General features: G+C 66.8%; 15 protein-coding genes. 7 read left to right on the top strand and 8 right to left on the bottom strand.

Annotation, left to right across the window (positions count from 1 at the left end; translation table 11 throughout):
- Positions 1–164 precede the first annotated feature (164 nt).
- From hemE to IEX88_RS00380, 3 genes are all read left to right on the top strand, one after another.
- Positions 165–1,193, top strand: coding sequence for a uroporphyrinogen decarboxylase (gene hemE / locus IEX88_RS00370; RefSeq protein WP_188848457.1), 1,029 nt, complete (start codon positions 165–167; stop codon positions 1,191–1,193).
- A 2-nt stretch (positions 1,194–1,195) separates the two neighbouring features.
- Positions 1,196–1,624, top strand: coding sequence for a protoporphyrinogen oxidase HemJ (hemJ, locus tag IEX88_RS00375; protein ID WP_188848459.1), 429 nt, complete (start codon positions 1,196–1,198; stop codon positions 1,622–1,624).
- A gap of 414 nt (positions 1,625–2,038) precedes the next feature.
- Positions 2,039–2,863, top strand: coding sequence for an alpha/beta fold hydrolase (locus IEX88_RS00380; RefSeq protein ID WP_188848461.1), 825 nt, complete (start codon positions 2,039–2,041; stop codon positions 2,861–2,863).
- Positions 2,864–3,079: 216 nt separating this feature from the next.
- Here IEX88_RS00380 and IEX88_RS00385 read toward each other — a convergent pair whose 3' ends face one another.
- The gene (locus IEX88_RS00385) at positions 3,080–4,051 is read right to left on the bottom strand and encodes a DUF1402 family protein (RefSeq protein ID WP_188848463.1); all 972 of its coding nucleotides are present in this window, start codon (positions 4,049–4,051) and stop codon (positions 3,080–3,082) included.
- Positions 4,052–4,494: 443 nt separating this feature from the next.
- On the opposite strand from IEX88_RS00385, the gene IEX88_RS00390 reads away from it, so the two are divergent.
- On the top strand, positions 4,495–5,292 hold the full coding sequence (locus IEX88_RS00390) for a class II glutamine amidotransferase (RefSeq protein ID WP_188848465.1): 798 nt from the start codon (positions 4,495–4,497) through the stop codon (positions 5,290–5,292).
- 135 nt (positions 5,293–5,427) lie between these two features.
- Here IEX88_RS00390 and hslU read toward each other — a convergent pair whose 3' ends face one another.
- The gene (hslU, locus tag IEX88_RS00395) at positions 5,428–6,735 is read right to left on the bottom strand and encodes an ATP-dependent protease ATPase subunit HslU (protein WP_188848467.1); all 1,308 of its coding nucleotides are present in this window, start codon (positions 6,733–6,735) and stop codon (positions 5,428–5,430) included.
- A gap of 481 nt (positions 6,736–7,216) precedes the next feature.
- Between hslU and IEX88_RS00400 the strand changes: the two genes are divergently transcribed.
- A complete protein-coding gene (locus tag IEX88_RS00400; RefSeq protein WP_188848469.1) occupies positions 7,217–7,918 on the top strand; it encodes a helix-turn-helix transcriptional regulator in 702 nt (233 codons plus the stop codon).
- Between the two features lie 147 nt (positions 7,919–8,065).
- Here IEX88_RS00400 and IEX88_RS00405 read toward each other — a convergent pair whose 3' ends face one another.
- The 5 genes from IEX88_RS00405 to IEX88_RS00425 form a co-directional block, all read right to left on the bottom strand.
- The gene (locus IEX88_RS00405; protein WP_188848471.1) at positions 8,066–9,628 is read right to left on the bottom strand and encodes an OpgD/OpgG family glucan biosynthesis protein; all 1,563 of its coding nucleotides are present in this window, start codon (positions 9,626–9,628) and stop codon (positions 8,066–8,068) included.
- A 248-nt stretch (positions 9,629–9,876) separates the two neighbouring features.
- Complete coding sequence (coaA, locus tag IEX88_RS00410) at positions 9,877–10,833, bottom strand: type I pantothenate kinase (RefSeq protein WP_188848474.1); 957 nt, start codon at positions 10,831–10,833, stop codon at positions 9,877–9,879.
- Between the two features lie 8 nt (positions 10,834–10,841).
- A complete protein-coding gene (locus IEX88_RS00415) occupies positions 10,842–11,165 on the bottom strand; it encodes a phosphoribosyl-ATP diphosphatase (RefSeq protein WP_188848476.1) in 324 nt (107 codons plus the stop codon).
- 193 nt (positions 11,166–11,358) lie between these two features.
- Positions 11,359–12,135, bottom strand: coding sequence for an imidazole glycerol phosphate synthase subunit HisF (gene hisF, locus IEX88_RS00420; RefSeq protein ID WP_188848478.1), 777 nt, complete (start codon positions 12,133–12,135; stop codon positions 11,359–11,361).
- Between the two features lie 162 nt (positions 12,136–12,297).
- A complete protein-coding gene (locus IEX88_RS00425; protein WP_188848480.1) occupies positions 12,298–12,723 on the bottom strand; it encodes a hypothetical protein in 426 nt (141 codons plus the stop codon).
- A 216-nt stretch (positions 12,724–12,939) separates the two neighbouring features.
- Here IEX88_RS00425 and IEX88_RS00430 point away from each other — a divergent pair, with 216 nt between their 5' ends.
- Both IEX88_RS00430 and IEX88_RS27010 read left to right on the top strand, forming a co-directional pair.
- Positions 12,940–13,122, top strand: a complete 183-nt coding sequence (locus IEX88_RS00430; RefSeq protein WP_188848482.1) for a hypothetical protein — start codon at positions 12,940–12,942, stop codon at positions 13,120–13,122.
- 143 nt (positions 13,123–13,265) lie between these two features.
- Positions 13,266–13,394 (top strand): hypothetical protein, encoded by a 129-nt coding sequence (locus IEX88_RS27010; RefSeq protein ID WP_274604565.1) that lies wholly within the window; start codon positions 13,266–13,268, stop codon positions 13,392–13,394.
- Positions 13,395–13,544: 150 nt separating this feature from the next.
- Here IEX88_RS27010 and rpsA read toward each other — a convergent pair whose 3' ends face one another.
- A complete protein-coding gene (gene rpsA / locus IEX88_RS00435) occupies positions 13,545–15,287 on the bottom strand; it encodes a 30S ribosomal protein S1 (RefSeq protein ID WP_188848484.1) in 1,743 nt (580 codons plus the stop codon).
- Between the last annotated feature and the right edge of the window lie 125 nt (positions 15,288–15,412).

Below are 15,412 nucleotides of genomic sequence, written 5' to 3' on the forward strand. Positions count from 1 at the left end.
CGGGATCGGCCGATGCCCTTCGCCCACCCCTCCCCAGCCATCGGATTGTCGCCTCGGGAACCCGCCAGCTTCCCGCTCCTGTGAATTCCGGCTATTCACCGACTCTTAGAATAACAATCAATTTCGATAGAAACTTTTCTTTAAGAAAGAGGGAGCGAAACCGCATGGAAAAGCGCCTGATGATGCGGGTCCTCGAGGGAGAAACAGGGTTTCCGCCTCCGATGTGGCTGATGCGACAGGCCGGCCGCTATCTGCCGGAATACCGGGCGGTTCGCGAAAAGGCCGGGGGCTTTCTCGATCTGTGCTATGACGTGGATCTGGCGACCGAGGTGACCCTCCAGCCGATTCGCCGTTTCGGCTTCGATGCCGCCATCCTCTTCTCCGACATCCTGGTGATCCCCGATGCCCTCGACCGCGGCCTGCATTTCGTCGTGGGAGAAGGCCCGAAACTGACGCCGATCCTGGCGCGCGAGATCGCCGATCTCGATCCCAGCCGCGCCGAGACGCATCTGGCCCCCGTGATCGCGACGGTCGGCCGGCTGCGGCGGGAATTGCCGGCAGAGACCACGCTGATCGGCTTCTGCGGGGCGCCCTGGACGGTGGCGACCTACATGATCGCCGGCCACGGCACGCCCGACCAGGCGCCGGCGCGGCTCTTCGCCTACAACCATCCCGAAGCGATGGCCGAACTGATCTGGATGCTGGCCGACATGTCGGCGAACTATCTGATCCGCCAGCTGCAGGCGGGTGCCGACTGCGTCCAGGTCTTCGACTCCTGGGCTGGTGTCCTCGATGAGGCGAGCTTCGAGGCCTATTCGGTGGCGCCGATGCGGGCGATCGTCGACAAGGTCCGGGCAGCCGTTCCCGGCGCCAAGATCATCGGCTTTGCCAAGGGGGCAGGTCCGCTCCTAAAGACCTACCGCGAGAAGACCGGCGTTGATGCCGTCGGGCTCGACTGGTCGGTGCCGCTGTCCTTCGGCGCCGAGCTGCAGCAGGGCGGCGCGGTGCAGGGCAATCTCGATCCGCTCCGGCTCGTCGCCGGCGGCCGGGCTCTGGAAGAGGGGGTCGACCGCATTCTCGACACTCTCGGCGCCGGGCCCTTGATCTTCAACCTCGGCCACGGCATCACGCCGGAGACGCCGATCGCACATGTCGAGGCCCTCATCGCGCGGGTCCGCCGGACAGGGAACTAGAGATGGAATTCGACCTCTGGATCAAGGCGCTGCACATCCTGGCGGTGATCGCCTGGATGGCCGGCATGCTCTATCTGCCGCGCCTCTTCGTCTACCATGCCGGCACCACGGCCGGCACGCCGCAGTCGGAGACCTTCAAGGTGATGGAGCGCCGTCTCCTGAAGGGCATCATGCTGCCCTCGATGATCATTACCTGGGCCGCCGGCCTCTGGCTCGCCTATTCCACCTTCGCCTTCCAGGGCGGATGGCTGCACGCCAAGATCGCGCTCGTCGTCGCCATGTCGGGCCTGCACGGCTACCTCTCGGCCTCCGCCCGCAAGTTCGCCGAGGACCGCAACGTCAAGAGCGCGCTGCACTGGCGGGTGATGAACGAGGTGCCGACAGTGGTGCTGGTGCTGATCGTTATCCTGGTGGTCGTGAAGCCCTTCTGACGCAGCCTCATCCCGCGGCGTGACCCAAGGCGGGATGCACCCTCCCTCGCCCCTGCGACACCCTGCCGAGCCGCACAGGCCTCAAGGCGCCGGATGGTCCTGCCGACCGCCCGGCGCCTTCATGCGCTCTGTCGCGTCGTCTGAGGCCCGGTTCCGCCCGCACCCTGTGCGGTCCTTTCGGTCCAGGAGATCCGGACGTCGAACGGCGGTCTGACCGGGTTCTTGAACCCGTCGCAATAGTCAGTCAAACTTCCGTGTACCCAGCGGTCCCGCCCCTTCGATGGCGCGCCGGCCTGGGCACCCTCGCACGCCCCCTCGTCCCTGGAGGCCGGTTGCGGAGCCTCGAACGCGTTCGCCTGTGGACGCAGGCTTCAGCACGGCCATCCTGTTTCCCTCATCGTCAGGAGACCGAGCATGCCCAGCATCACCACCCAGGACGGCACCGACATCTTCTACAAGGACTGGGGGACGGGCCAGCCCATCGTCTTCCATCATGGCTGGCCGCTCAGCGCCGACGACTGGGACGCCCAGATGCAGTTCTTCCTCGGCGAGGGATTTCGCGTCATCGCGCACGACCGCCGCGGCCATGGCCGCTCGACGCAGACGGCGACCGGCAACGAGATGGACACCTATGCCGACGACGTGCTGGCGCTGGCCGAGGCACTGGACCTGAAGGATGCCGTCCATATCGGCCATTCCACCGGCGGCGGCGAAGTCGCGCGTTATCTCGGCCGCCACGGCACGTCCCGCGTCGCCAAGGCGGTGCTGATCGGCGCGGTGCCGCCGATCATGGTGCAGTCCGACAAGAACCCGGGCGGCCTGCCGATCGCCGCGTTCGACGGTTTCCGGGCCCAGCTTGCCGCCAACCGGGCGCAGTTCTACCAGGACATCCCGGCCGGCCCCTTCTACGGCTTCAACCGCCCCGGCGCGACGGTCAGCGAGGGGGTGAAGCAGAACTGGTGGCGGCAGGGCATGATGGGCGGCATCGCCGCGCATTACGATTGCATCAAGGCCTTCTCGGAAACCGACTTCACCGCCGATCTCGAAAAGATCGACGTGCCGGTGCTGGTGATGCATGGCGACGACGACCAGATCGTCCCTATCGCCGACTCCGCCATGCTCAGCGTCAAACTCCTGAAACACGGCACGCTGAAGGTCTATGAGGGTCTGCCGCACGGCATGTGCACCACGCATCCCGAGCTGATCAACGCGGACCTCCTCGCCTTCATCCGGGGCTGAGGAGCGGCCCGTAACGGGGCACTGGCGAAAGCCGGTGGCGATGGTCTTTGCCGGACGAGATGGCGTCCGGACGCCATCGCGAAAGATGGACGCAAACGCCTGAAATTCGTCATCCCGGATCAAGTCCGGGATGACGAGCGTCACCGTTGTGGGATTGATTCCGACCCTGCTCGTCTCGTTGCCACTCGAAGCGCCCGGATCGCCCGCTGTACCGCTTCAGCGGATGGCGGCTTGCAACTCGTCCAGCTTGTCGTTGGCGAGCCAGCCGTAATAGTTCTCCTCCGGCAGTTTTGGCGGTTCTCCCGCCGCGGCCCGCCGTCGGTTCTCGGCCGCCAGCGCGCTCGCCCGGGCGCGGGCGCTGCCGACATTGTAGAGGGTCGCGGTGATCCCGGGATTGCCTGAAATGTCCATGCCGGCGATGTCGCGATAGGCCGAGATGGCGCCCTTGATCGTCGCGGCCATGTAGGCGAGCGACCGGTCGGGATCCATGATCGCCTGATAGACCTCGGGCGCCTTGTCAGCGGAGAGTTCGGGATAGCCGGAGACGCGGTGGACGGTGTCGGAGACGCCGAGCGCCGTCAGCGGGTTGATCTGGCCGAGGCCAAAGGTCTGGCCGGCATAGAAGGGCTGGAAGAAGACCGCGCCGAAGCGATCGTCCGGATAGGACCGGCCGCCGACGGTCTTGCCGCGGAAGGCGCGGTCGAAGACCGTCTCCCGGCAGCTCCACAGGGTCTCGTCGCTGCCGGAATCGCGGCAGGCGGAAAACTCCGGCCGCGCCACGAAGTCCGTGATGCTCTCGCCGTCATGGGCGAACTCGACGCCGGAGGAGAGATAGGACAGCGCCTTGACGTAGTAGGTCTGCAGCCGGTCGAGGGCGTCGACATTGTAGGTGTGTTCGCCGACGAGGGCGGCGACGATGTGGATGGCGTCGATGCCGTAGGCGCGCGCCGCCTTGTCTATCTTGCCGCGCAGCTCGGCATTGCCGGCGATGAGGTCGCGGATCTTTTCGTATTTGCGCTCGAACGTGACCTTCATCGCCGCTGTCCGCCGCGCCGAGGCCGCGGGAACGCCCGGCTGCTCGGCATGGCTGTTGCCCGGCGGAACGGCGGTCAATGCTGCGGCGGGAAGAGTGGGGCCGAGGAGGCAGGCGATCAGAAAAGCGAGCCGGAAGGGGCGGACACGCATCATGGCGAACTCTTTGGTCGGGGAGGAGGGCCGGGGTGCCGCGCGCCACCCTAGAAGCTTGGGGAATCACTGTCGAGTTGCGCGATGTCACACGTGAGACACCGCTCTCTACTGGAACCTTCCCCAGCGCCCGCGGTTGATGGCCCGAAGCAACAGGAGAGCGACGATGTTCAAGGGCGGACTCATGTGGCTGATCGGGATTCCGATCCCGATCATCTTGATCCTCTGGCTGGGCGGCTTTCTCTAGGCCATCCGGAACAGCCCATTGCCGCGGTGTCTCCGCGGCCATCGTCTAGGGTGCTGAGCCCGTCCGCCTCCCTCGGGGCGGGCGGGCTTTTTCATGGGGCGCTGGGACGCATCCCCTCGGATGGCGCGAATGCCAGCCTGGCGAAGGGTTGAGGCGGCAGGATGGCTCCGGTCGCAGCCCGCGGCCAGAGAGTGCCGCCATGTGTCGCTTCCTCGCCTATTCCGGAACGCCCGTCTTCCTCGACCAGCTGCTGATCCGCCCGACGGCCTCGCTGATCTCGCAGTCGCTCGCTGCGCGCGAGGCCAAAACCATCGTCAACGGCGACGGCTGCGGTGTCGGCTGGTATGGCGAGCACGACGAGCCGGGCCTTTATCGCGGCATCCTGCCGGCCTGGTCGGACGCCAATCTCGCTTCGCTCTGCCGGCAGATCCGCTCGCGGCTGTTCCTCGCCCATGTCCGCTCGGCGACCTCCGGCGAGGTTTCGACGGCGAACTGCCATCCCTTCGCCGTCGGCCGGCATTTGTTCATGCACAACGGCCAGGTCGGCGGCTACGACCGCCTGCGCCGCCGCGTCGACGCGCTGATCCCCGACGATCTCTACCCCTTGCGCAAGGGCACCAGCGATTCCGAAGCGATCTTCCTCGCCGCCATGGGGGCCGGGCTCGATGCCGATCCCGTCGCGGCCATCGGGACGACGCTGGAAGCGATCGTCGCGGCCATGGCCGGCGAGGAGACGCCGCTGCGCTTTGCCGCCGTGCACAGCGACGGCGAGACGCTTTACGCCTATCGCTGGGCGAGCGATGGTCGCCCGCCCTCGCTCTACTGGCGCAGCGCCGGCGAGGGCATTTTAATCGCCTCCGAGCCCTGCGACGAGAATGCCGGGACCTGGAGCCTGGTGCCGTCGGGCACGGTGCTGACCGTCGGCGAGGGACGCAGTCCGACCATCAGAGCCCTGTCGGTGCCGGTGCGTGACCGGGCCATGGCGAGGGTGGCGTAGACGCCATTACCCTCATGGTGAGCTTGTCGAACCACGAGGGTCGGCACCAGGGTGACGCGCCGTGCAGGGTCCCCCGCCCTTCCACAGGCCTTGGGGTGAGGGACCACAGATACGCACCAGCCGGGAAATCGCGCGCTACAGGATGTAGCGCGACAGGTCGACATTCCCGGCAATGCCATCCAGCGCCTTGTGCACATAGGCAGCGTCGACGACGTAGGTTGCCCCCGGCTTGTCCGGCGCCTCGAACGAGATCTCGTCCAGCACCCGCTCCATGACCGTCTGCAGGCGACGCGCGCCGATGTTCTCGACCGAGCCGTTGAGCGAGACGGCAAGGTCCGCGATGGCATCGATGGCATCCGCGGTGATCTCGAGATCGACCTTCTCGGTTTTCATCAGCGCGATGTACTGCTTGATCAGCGAGGCCTCGGTCTCCGTCAGGATGCGGCGGAAATCGTCCTTGGTCAGCGCCTGCAGCTCGACGCGGATCGGCAGGCGGCCCTGCAGCTCCGGCAGGAGGTCGGAGGGCTTGGAGACGTGGAAGGCGCCCGACGCGATGAACAGGATGTGGTCGGTCTTCACCGGCCCGTGCTTGGTCGCGACCGTCGTCCCCTCGACCAGCGGCAGGAGGTCGCGCTGCACGCCCTCTCGGCTGACGCCGGCGCCGCCGTGGCTGTCCCGGTTGTTGGCGACCTTGTCGATCTCGTCGAGGAAGACGATGCCGTTGTTCTCGACCGAGGCGATCGCTTCGGCGACGACCTGCTCCTGGTCGAGCAGCTTGTCGGATTCCTCGCCGATGAGGAGCGCGTAGCTCTCCTTGACGCTGGTGCGGCGCTGCTTGGTGCGCCCGCCCATCGCCTTGCCCAGCATTTCCGAGATGTTCATCACGCCGATGCCGCCGGGCATGCCGGGGATCTCCATGCCGCCCATCGGATTGCCGGTGTCGGCGACCTCGATGTCGATCTCCTTGTCGTCGAGCTCGCCCGAGCGCAGTTTCTTGCGAAAGCTGTCGCGGGTGGCGGGGGAGGCGGTCTTGCCGACGAGGGCTTCCAGAACGCGATCCTCCGCGCCCTGATGCGCCCTGGCCTTCACGTCCTCGCGCTTCTTCTCGCGCACCAGGCCGATGCCGATCTCGACGAGGTCGCGGATGATCTGCTCGACGTCGCGGCCGACATAGCCGACCTCGGTGAACTTGGTCGCCTCGACCTTGATGAAGGGTGCGCCGGCCAGGCGCGCCAAGCGCCGCGAGATCTCGGTCTTGCCGACGCCGGTCGGCCCGATCATCAGAATGTTCTTCGGCATCACCTCTTCGCGCAGCGAGCCTTCCAGCTGCTGGCGGCGCCAGCGGTTGCGCAGGGCGACGGCGACGGCGCGCTTGGCGTCGTTCTGGCCGATGATGTGGCGATCGAGTTCGGAAACGATCTCGCGGGGAGAATAATCACTCATGAATCACTCTTGGAAAGCGGCCGGGGCGCAGGCGGCCCAGGCAAGATTGCCGCGCGGGACGCGGCGTCTCAGCTCAGATGGGGGCTCCATCCCCGGACTGCCACTGCTGGGGGCCGAGACCGCCGGCAGGGTCGGCGAACACGCGCCGGAGAGGGCGGCCTTGAGGCCATAAAGCACTCCGATCGGTTGCGCGAGGGGAGGCTCCTGGACCAAGATGGCGCCTTGCATTGCCGGTCGATAGGCTCCAAAGCTGATTAACGGTTCATTGACTACCTTCCCGGACGACGGGAAGAAATGGGATTGCGTCGGCCGGCTGACCGTGATTTTGGGCTAGGGATGACGCGGTTGCGTCTGCGAAATCGCGGCCAGCCGTCGGAGCGAGGATCGGTCCGGGACCCTATCTGGGGGCGCCCGGCTCCTATGTCGCCGCCCCGGTCCGACGACGAGAAATGAGGAAAGCCAGCGCAGAATGTCCGATGCGATGACGATTCTTCAAAGCTTGGAGCGCCCGTGGGAAGAGGTGCATCTCGCCCGGGCGGCCGAGCAGATCGCGCTTCTCTACGGCTACCGGCGCTTCGCTTTGTTCACCCTGCCGGCCGCCGACGACAACCGCGCCTCGCTGAGCTTTCTGTTCGGCAACTGGGAACTGTCCTTCCTGGCCGCCTATGAGAAGCTCGGCCTGCTCCGGTTCAGCCCGGTCATCCGGGCCCTCAAGGCGGGTCCGGCGCCCTTCGTCTGGGACGTGGAAATGCTGCACGGCGCGGAGGAGGAGGGCGAGCCCAATCCGCCCGCCCATCTCCTCAACAGCCACGGCTTCCACAGCGGTGTCTATGTGCCCATCCAGGGCATGACCACTTTTCAGGGGGCGCTGGCCTTCGCTGGCGAGGGACCGCCGCTGTCGGAAGAGCGGGCGGCCGAACTGCAGCTGCCGGCCTTCGCCATCTTCGGCATGCTGGCCGCCTGCCGCTTCGAGGAGAACCGCAAGAGCAACCCGCTGTCGACGCGCGAGCGCGACTGCCTGAAGCTCGCCATGCTGGGCAAGACCTCGTCGGAGATCGGCACGATCCTGTCCCTCTCGGAATACACGATCTCGCAGTATCTCTCCTCGGCGACGCGCAAGGTGAACGCCTCCAACCGCACCCACGCCGTCGCGATCGCGGCGCAGATGGGCTATCTCAGCTAGAAATTCCAGCAGGCTGCAGACAGCCGCCGGAGCGTCGGTCGGTCTTGTCCGGACAGTTCGTGATCCCGCGCGCGCGGTGCGCCTCGCCCGCTGCCTTCACCCGGCATGGCCAGCCCGACGCCTTCGCGCCGGGCCGAAGCAAAAGTCTCAGGCGGGCTTTTCCGGCGCCAGCGGATGGAACTGGTAGGCCCAGGTCTCGGTCAGGGCGGTATCGCCCTTCTTCAGATACAGCCGCAGCTCGACCGGCTCGGTGCCCTCGACCTTGAGGTCGAAGGTGGCGCGCCAGGCGGTGCCGACCTTCAGGCGGTAGCACTGGGCGAGCGAGACGGTGCCGCGCGAGGCCGAGGCGACGGTGTCGACGCCCTCGGCGTCCGCCGGCAGGGCGGCGATGGCGCCGCCGTCGAAATCCACCACCAGGCGCGTCACGCCCGGCGGGCGCGGCTGGCCGGTGGTGCCGCCGCGGCCCATCCGCGTCGCCACGACCGTACCGACCGCGGCCGGATGCGGCGCATCCTTGCCCCAGGTCAGGCGGTAGTCGTAGGCGAGTGCATCCCCTTTGGCGACGGGTTTGGCGGCGAGCCAGTAGGCGGCGATGTTGTCGTGGATCTCGTCGTCGGTCGGGATCTCGACAAGCTGCACGGCGCCGTCGCCCCATTCGCCCTTCGGCTCGATCCAGACGCTGGCGCGCTTTTCGTAGAAGACGCCGTCGTCCTGGTAATGGTCGAAGCTGCGGTCGCGCTGCAGGAGGCCAAAACCGCGCGGCGCGGTGCCGGAAAAGGTCGAGGTCATCACCGTCGTCGGGTTGTTCAGCGGCCGCCAGAGCCGCTCGCCCTCGCCGGTCCAGATCGCCAGCCCGTCCGAATCATGGATTTCCGGACGCCAGTCGAGCCGCCGCTCGCGGTCGGTCTCGGAATACCAGAACATCGAGGTGAGCGGTGCGATGCCGGTGCGCTCGATCGCCTCGCGGGCGAAATAGCGCGAGCGGATCTCCATGACGATCGGCCCGTCCTTGCTGCAGTCCATTTCGAGGACGCCGGTGATGCGCGGGCTGTTCATCGCGCAGGCGATCTTGATCCGGCCGCCGGTGTCCGACGGCGCGAGATAGAAGTCGGTGAAGCGGGGAAACTCTTCCGGCGTCGGCATGGCGACGTCGATGGCCAGCGCCCGCGCCGACAGACCGAACTGGTCGAGCTCGCCCGAGGTGCGGAAATAGGCGGCGCCCAGGAACGACAGCCAGTCGCGGTCGCCGTCGGGCTCCAGCACGCGGAATCCGGCAAAGCCGATATCGTCCGGCAGTTCCTTGGCCGGGTTTTCCGCCGGGATGCGGAAGAGTTTCGGATCGTAGATCACCTCGCGGGCGCTTTCGCCCTCGACCACATGGATGCCGACTGGCATTTTGAAGTAGCGGCCGAGGTGGAAGAAGCGGATCGGCGCCTTGCCGCCGTCGAAGTCGAGCGTGTTCTGCCGGAGGAATTCGATGCGCTGGTGCTGGTCGTAGTCGATGCGTTCGAGCACGTCGCTGAAGCGCGGCACCTCCGGCACGTAGGGCTCGGCGGCCAGCGCCTGCATGCGGGAGACCAGGGTGTCGAAGGAATAGGGTTGCTTCTCGCCAAAAGTCAGCGCATCCGCCGTCGCCGCGCCGGCACGGAACGGCAGGGCGACGCCGAGGGCGGCGAGCGAGGCGAGGATCTGTCGGCGGGTAACATCCATGAGGGGCTCCACGAAGCTTCGGTGGTCGTCGGCAGTGTCAAACGGGGTCAGACGCCATCAGCGCGGCGGCAATACGACCGCGTCCCGCTTTTCGGCGCCATCCGGATCAGCCTTGGCATCGGCGGATGGCAGGGCGATCGGGAAAAGCTCGGTCTGGCAAGCCGCCCGGGCCGAGCACGGGCGGGCATCTGGCGGCGGCAGCGTTACGCGCTCGCCGGGTCGGCGGCAAGCTGGCCGGCGGGGCGCGATCACAATTTTCGCAGCGCCACCTGCTCGATGCGGTGGGCCGAGCCCTTGCGCAGGATGAGGTCGGCGCGCGGCCGTGTCGGCAGGATGTTTTCGTAGAGATTGCGGCCGTTGATGTTGGCCCACAGGCCCTCGGCGATCTCCAGCGCTTCCGCCTCGTCGATCTGGGAGTAGCGGTGGAAGAACGAGCCCTCGTCGCGGAAGGCGGTCTCGCGCAGCCGCATGAAGCGCTCGATGTACCAGCGCCGGATGTCGGTCTCCTCGGCGTCGATATAGATCGAGAAGTCGAAGAAGTCGGAGACGAAGGGCACGATCTTGCCGTCCTTCGGCAGGTCGCGCACCTGCAGGACGTTCAGCCCCTCGAAGATCAGGATGTCCGGCTGGTCGACGCTGACGTGCTGGCCCTGCACCACGTCGTAGACGAAGTGCGAGTAAACCGGCGCCTCGACATGACGCACCCCGGCCTTGATGTCCGACAGGAAGCGCAGGATCGTGCCGACGTCGTAGCTCTCGGGAAAGCCTTTGCGCTGCATCAGTCCCTCGGCCTGCAGCACGGCGTTGGGAAACAGAAAACCGTCGGTGGTGACGAGGTCGACCTTCGGCGAGGTCGGCCAGCGCGCCAGCAGCTCCTTCAGGACGCGCGCGGTGGTCGACTTGCCGACCGCCACCGAGCCGGCGATGCCGATGATGAAGGGCGTCTTCGTCGCGCCGGAGCGGGCGAGAAATTTTTCGCGCTGGGAGAACAGCGCCTGCGAGGCCTCGACATGGGCGTAGAGCAGGCGCGAGACGGCGAGGTAGATGCGGCCGACCTCGTCGAGATCGACGGGATCGCCCATCGTGCGCAGGCGCTTGACCTCTTCCTGCGTCAGCGTCAGCGGCTGGCCGGCCCGGAACGCGGCCCATTCCTCTGCGGAATAGAAGCGGTAGGGCGAGAATTTCGACGGCGTCATCTGGTCCATGGTCGTTCCTAGACGTCCTGAGGACGCCGGGCCTTCTCCTCCAGCCCGGTCTCGGCGGTACGGCGCTGGAGTTCGGCGAGGACGTCGGCGAGCGGCACCTGCCGGAGGTGCAGGACGACCATCAGGTGGTAGAGGAGGTCGGCGCTTTCGCCGACCAGCGCGGCATCGTCTTCCGAGATTGCCGCGATCACCGTCTCCACCGCTTCCTCGCCGAGCTTCTTGGCGGTCTTCGCGATGCCCTTGCCCGCGAGCTTGGCGGTGTAGGAGCTCTTGTCGCCGGAGACGGCACGCCGCGCCACGATGGCTTCGAGGTCGCTGAGGGTGAAGGTCATCGGGCGGCTCCGGTCGAGTATGTTCTGACGGAGGCCAGCGGCGTCATACCCCCCTCTGCCTTGCCAGGCATCTCCCCCTCAAGGGGGGAGATCGGCAGGTGCGGCGTGGGCGAGCATCGATCTCCCCCCTTGAGGGGGAGATGGCCGGCAGGCCAGAGGGGGGTGGGCGCCACCAAAACCAAAGTCGACACGCTCACAGCGCGTCCCGCCGCATCGCCAGGCCTGCCCGCGCCATGTGATCCTTGGCCTCGGCGATGGTGTGGGTGCCGAAATGGAAGATCGAGGCGGCGAGCACGGCCGTCGCATGGCCGTCGCGGATGCCGGCGACGAGATGGTCGAGCGTGCCGACGCCGCCCGAGGCGATGACGGGAACGCTCACCGCATCGGCGACGGCGCGCGTCAAGTCGATGTCGAAACCGGCCTTGGTGCCGTCGCGGTCCATCGAGGTGAGCAGGATTTCGCCGGCGCCGAGCGCGGCGACGCGGCGGGCGAATTCGACGGCGTCGATCCCGGTCGCCGTTCGCCCGCCATGGGTAAAGATCTCCCAGCGGCCGTCCTCGGTGCTGACGCGCTTGGCGTCGATGGCGACGACGATGCACTGGTTGCCGAACTTGTCGGCGGCTTCCGCGACGAATTCCGGCCGGGCGACGGCGGCGGTGTTGATCGACACCTTGTCGGCGCCGGCGAGGAGCAGGCGGCGAATGTCGGCGACCGCACGCACGCCGCCGCCGACGGTCACCGGCATGAAGCAGCGCTCGGCGGTTCGGGCGACGACGTCGAGGATGGTGTCGCGGTTTTCGGAAGAGGCGGTGATGTCGAGGAAGCAGAGCTCGTCGGCGCCTGCGGCGTCATAGGCGGCGGCCGCCTCGACGGGATCGCCGGCGTCGACGAGACCCTCGAAGCGCACGCCCTTGACGACACGGCCGTCCTTGACGTCGAGACAGGGGATGATGCGGGATTTCAGGGTCACGTTCGTGTCCTCGACGGCGTTTCGCACGCTTATGCGACGGGGCGGCGGTCGACGGCAAGGGCAGCGCCCCCGCGCTTCGGGGCTGGTGACGCGGCCGACAAGGCTGGCGCCAGCCCGCTGGACTATCTCCGGTGGTGCAAAGGCGCTTGCCGGCGGGCAATGCTAGCGGGCGAGGCGGCTTCCGGCCTGATCGATCAGCATGTTGGCGATGGTCATGCGCTGGTTGGCGCGGTCGCGGTAGGCCGGCCTGACGCGGTCCGGATGGTTCGCGAGCGCGAACCGGCGCCGAACGCTGGACAGTGCCTCCACGGAGCCGACGGTGGCAAGGCCGAGTTCCTGGGCAATGTCCTGCGGCTCGAGGCTGAGCTCACCATAGGACCATTCGTCGACGAGCACTTCCGGCGTGAGGGTGCTGTCGGCAAAATAGGCGGCCTTCATCACGCCGGCGTCGCCGGCGCTGCCCTCCGAGAGCTGGTCGAGAACCTGCCAGAATTCCGGCGAGGCCCGGGAACCGGCGCGTCTGTAGGTATCGTCGTCGGCCGAGGCGGCGGGGCGGGCGATTTCGTCGAGGATGTCGGCAAAGTCCATGTCAGTCCCCGGTGCGCCTGTCGCTTCTCCGAAAGTCCGGACACGCGCAGCATGGCGTGGAAGACGAGCGAAGAACACCCCTGATCCTGCATCGTTCCGCTGAATCGCGGGTTAATCAGTCTGCCCTGGAAATGTCGGCCGCGCATTAACCAAGAGGTCCCGGGAACCCGTGCCTGCTTTGCCCCTTGTGAGGAGATCAGAGGCGAGGAGCGAGACATGATCGACGCGGAAAAGACTGTTGACGCCGAGGTGTCGCCGATGGAAGCGCAGAACGAAGGACCTGCCCACAGCGGACCCGCGAAGGAGCCGCTGCCCGACACGGAAGGCAAGCCCGAGGACACCGCTCCGCCGTCGCCGATCCGCCAGGGCGGCGAGGGGGAAAGCCGCGACGACCTGTAGGTCTTTCCTTTCACGAGTCCGTGGCGGCCAAGCTATCCCCCGAGACGCCGAGGCCGAGGGGTCGGGCGCAATATTTGCGCCCGACCGGAACGCCCGAGCCAGCGCCCGGATTGTGCTGACGCAACCCGTCTGAGGAGGACGACATGGACAAGGGAAAACCGCCAGAAACCGCCAATCCGACGGCCGAGGACGCTGCCAAGACGGCGACGAACGAGGCCGAGCGTCACAAGACCGGCGAAACGCCTGCCAAGGCAGCGGCCCAGAAGAAATAGATCGTGGTCCCGGCGCGGGGTGCCTTCGGCGCATCGGTGAGTTCCGATCCGCCTCGCATCAGACCGGCCGAGCACGTCATCCCGGAAACGAAAAAGGCCCGCGGGGACGTCCCGCGGGCCTTCTCATGTCAGTCGGGGAGAGGCTGAAGCCTACTCCTCGTCGCCGCGGCCCTTCAGTGCAGCGCCGAGAATGTCGCCGAGCGAGGCGCCGGAGTCGGTCGAACCGTACTGCTGCACGGCCTCCTTCTCTTCGGCGATCTGCAGCGCCTTGATCGACACGCCGATGCGGTGTGCCTTCTTGTCGAACTGCGTCACCCGGACATCGACCTTCTGGCCGACCTGGAAACGCTCCGGACGCTGGTCCTCGCGGTCGCGGGCGAGATCGGCCCGACGGATGAACGAGGTGTAGTCGCTGTCGACGATCTTGACCTCGAGGCCGCCATCGGTGACCGCGGTGACTTCGCAGGTAACGATCGAGCCACGGCGCATTTCGCCGGGCTCGGCCGGGCCGGAGGCCGAAGCGGAAGCACCGGAGGCGCCCGACGGGCCGGAGCCCTGGCCTTCACCACCGACCTGCTTGATGCCGAGCGAGATGCGCTCCTTGTCGATGTCGACGTCGAGCACCTGGGCCTTGACGATGTCGCCCTTGTTGTACTCTTCGATGACCTGCTCGCCCGGACGGTTCCAGTCGAGATCCGACAGGTGGACCATGCCGTCCACATCGCCTTCGAGGCCGATGAACAGGCCGAACTCGGTCTTGTTCTTGACCTCGCCCTCGACCAGCGTTCCGATCGGGAACTGGTCGCGGAAGGCTTCCCATGGGTTCTGCAGGGTCTGCTTGAGGCCAAGCGAGATGCGGCGCTTGACCGGATCCACCTCGAGAACGACCACTTCGACTTCCTGCGTCGTCGACAGGATCTTGCCGGGATGGACGTTCTTCTTGGTCCAGCTCATCTCCGAGACGTGGATCAGGCCTTCGATGCCCGGCTCCAGCTCGACGAAGGCGCCGTAGTCGGTGATGTTCGTGACGCGGCCCGTGACCTTGACGCCCATCGGGTACTTCACGCCGATGCCGTCCCAAGGATCGGCCTCGAGCTGCTTCATGCCGAGCGAGATGCGGTGGGTTTCCTGGTTGATGCGGATGATCTGGACCTTGACGGTCTGGCCGATCTGCAGGATCTCGGTCGGGTGGTTGACGCGGCGCCAGGCCATGTCGGTGACATGCAGCAGGCCGTCGATGCCGCCGAGGTCGACGAACGCACCGTAGTCGGTGATGTTCTTGACGACGCCGTCGACGGTCTGGCCTTCCTCGAGGTTCTGCACGATTTCCGAACGCTGTTCGGCGCGCGACTCTTCGAGGACGGTCCGGCGCGAGACGACGATGTTGCCGCGGCGCTTGTCCATCTTCAGGATCTGGAACGGCTGCGGCGTGTTCATCAGCGGCGTGACGTCGCGGATCGGGCGGATGTCGACCTGGGAGCGCGGCAGGAAGGCCACGGCGCCGTCGAGATCGACGGTGAAGCCACCCTTGACCTGGTTGAAGATCTGGCCTTCGACCTTTTCGCCGGCGTTGAACTTGACCTCGAGGTTGACCCAGCTCTCTTCGCGGCGGGCCTTGTCGCGGGACAGAACGGCTTCGCCGAGGGCATTCTCGATGCGCTCGACATAGACCTCGACGGTGTCGCCGATCTTCAGCTCCGAACCGCCCTTGCCGCCGAATTCCTTCAGCGCGACGCGGCCTTCGACCTTCAGACCGGCGTCGATGACGGCCATGTCCTTTTCGATGCCGACGACGATGCCCTTGACCACGGCGCCTTCGGCGACATCGTGATCCTGGTAGGAGGCTTCGAGCAGCGCGGCGAAATCATCGCGCGATGGGTTGGTGTTTGACATTCGTTCTCCTTGGGACCTCGTCGCCCGTGTCGTCGGGGGGAGGCCGTGCGCCGCGTGTTCGTGTTTCAGGACGCCGTCGGACTGGTCCCGCCCCGTTCCGCGGAGCGGAAGAAGGGCCCGGAGCC

This window comes from Aureimonas glaciei (assembly GCF_014643375.1).
GTDB classification, from domain to species: domain Bacteria; phylum Pseudomonadota; class Alphaproteobacteria; order Rhizobiales; family Rhizobiaceae; genus Plantimonas; species Plantimonas glaciei.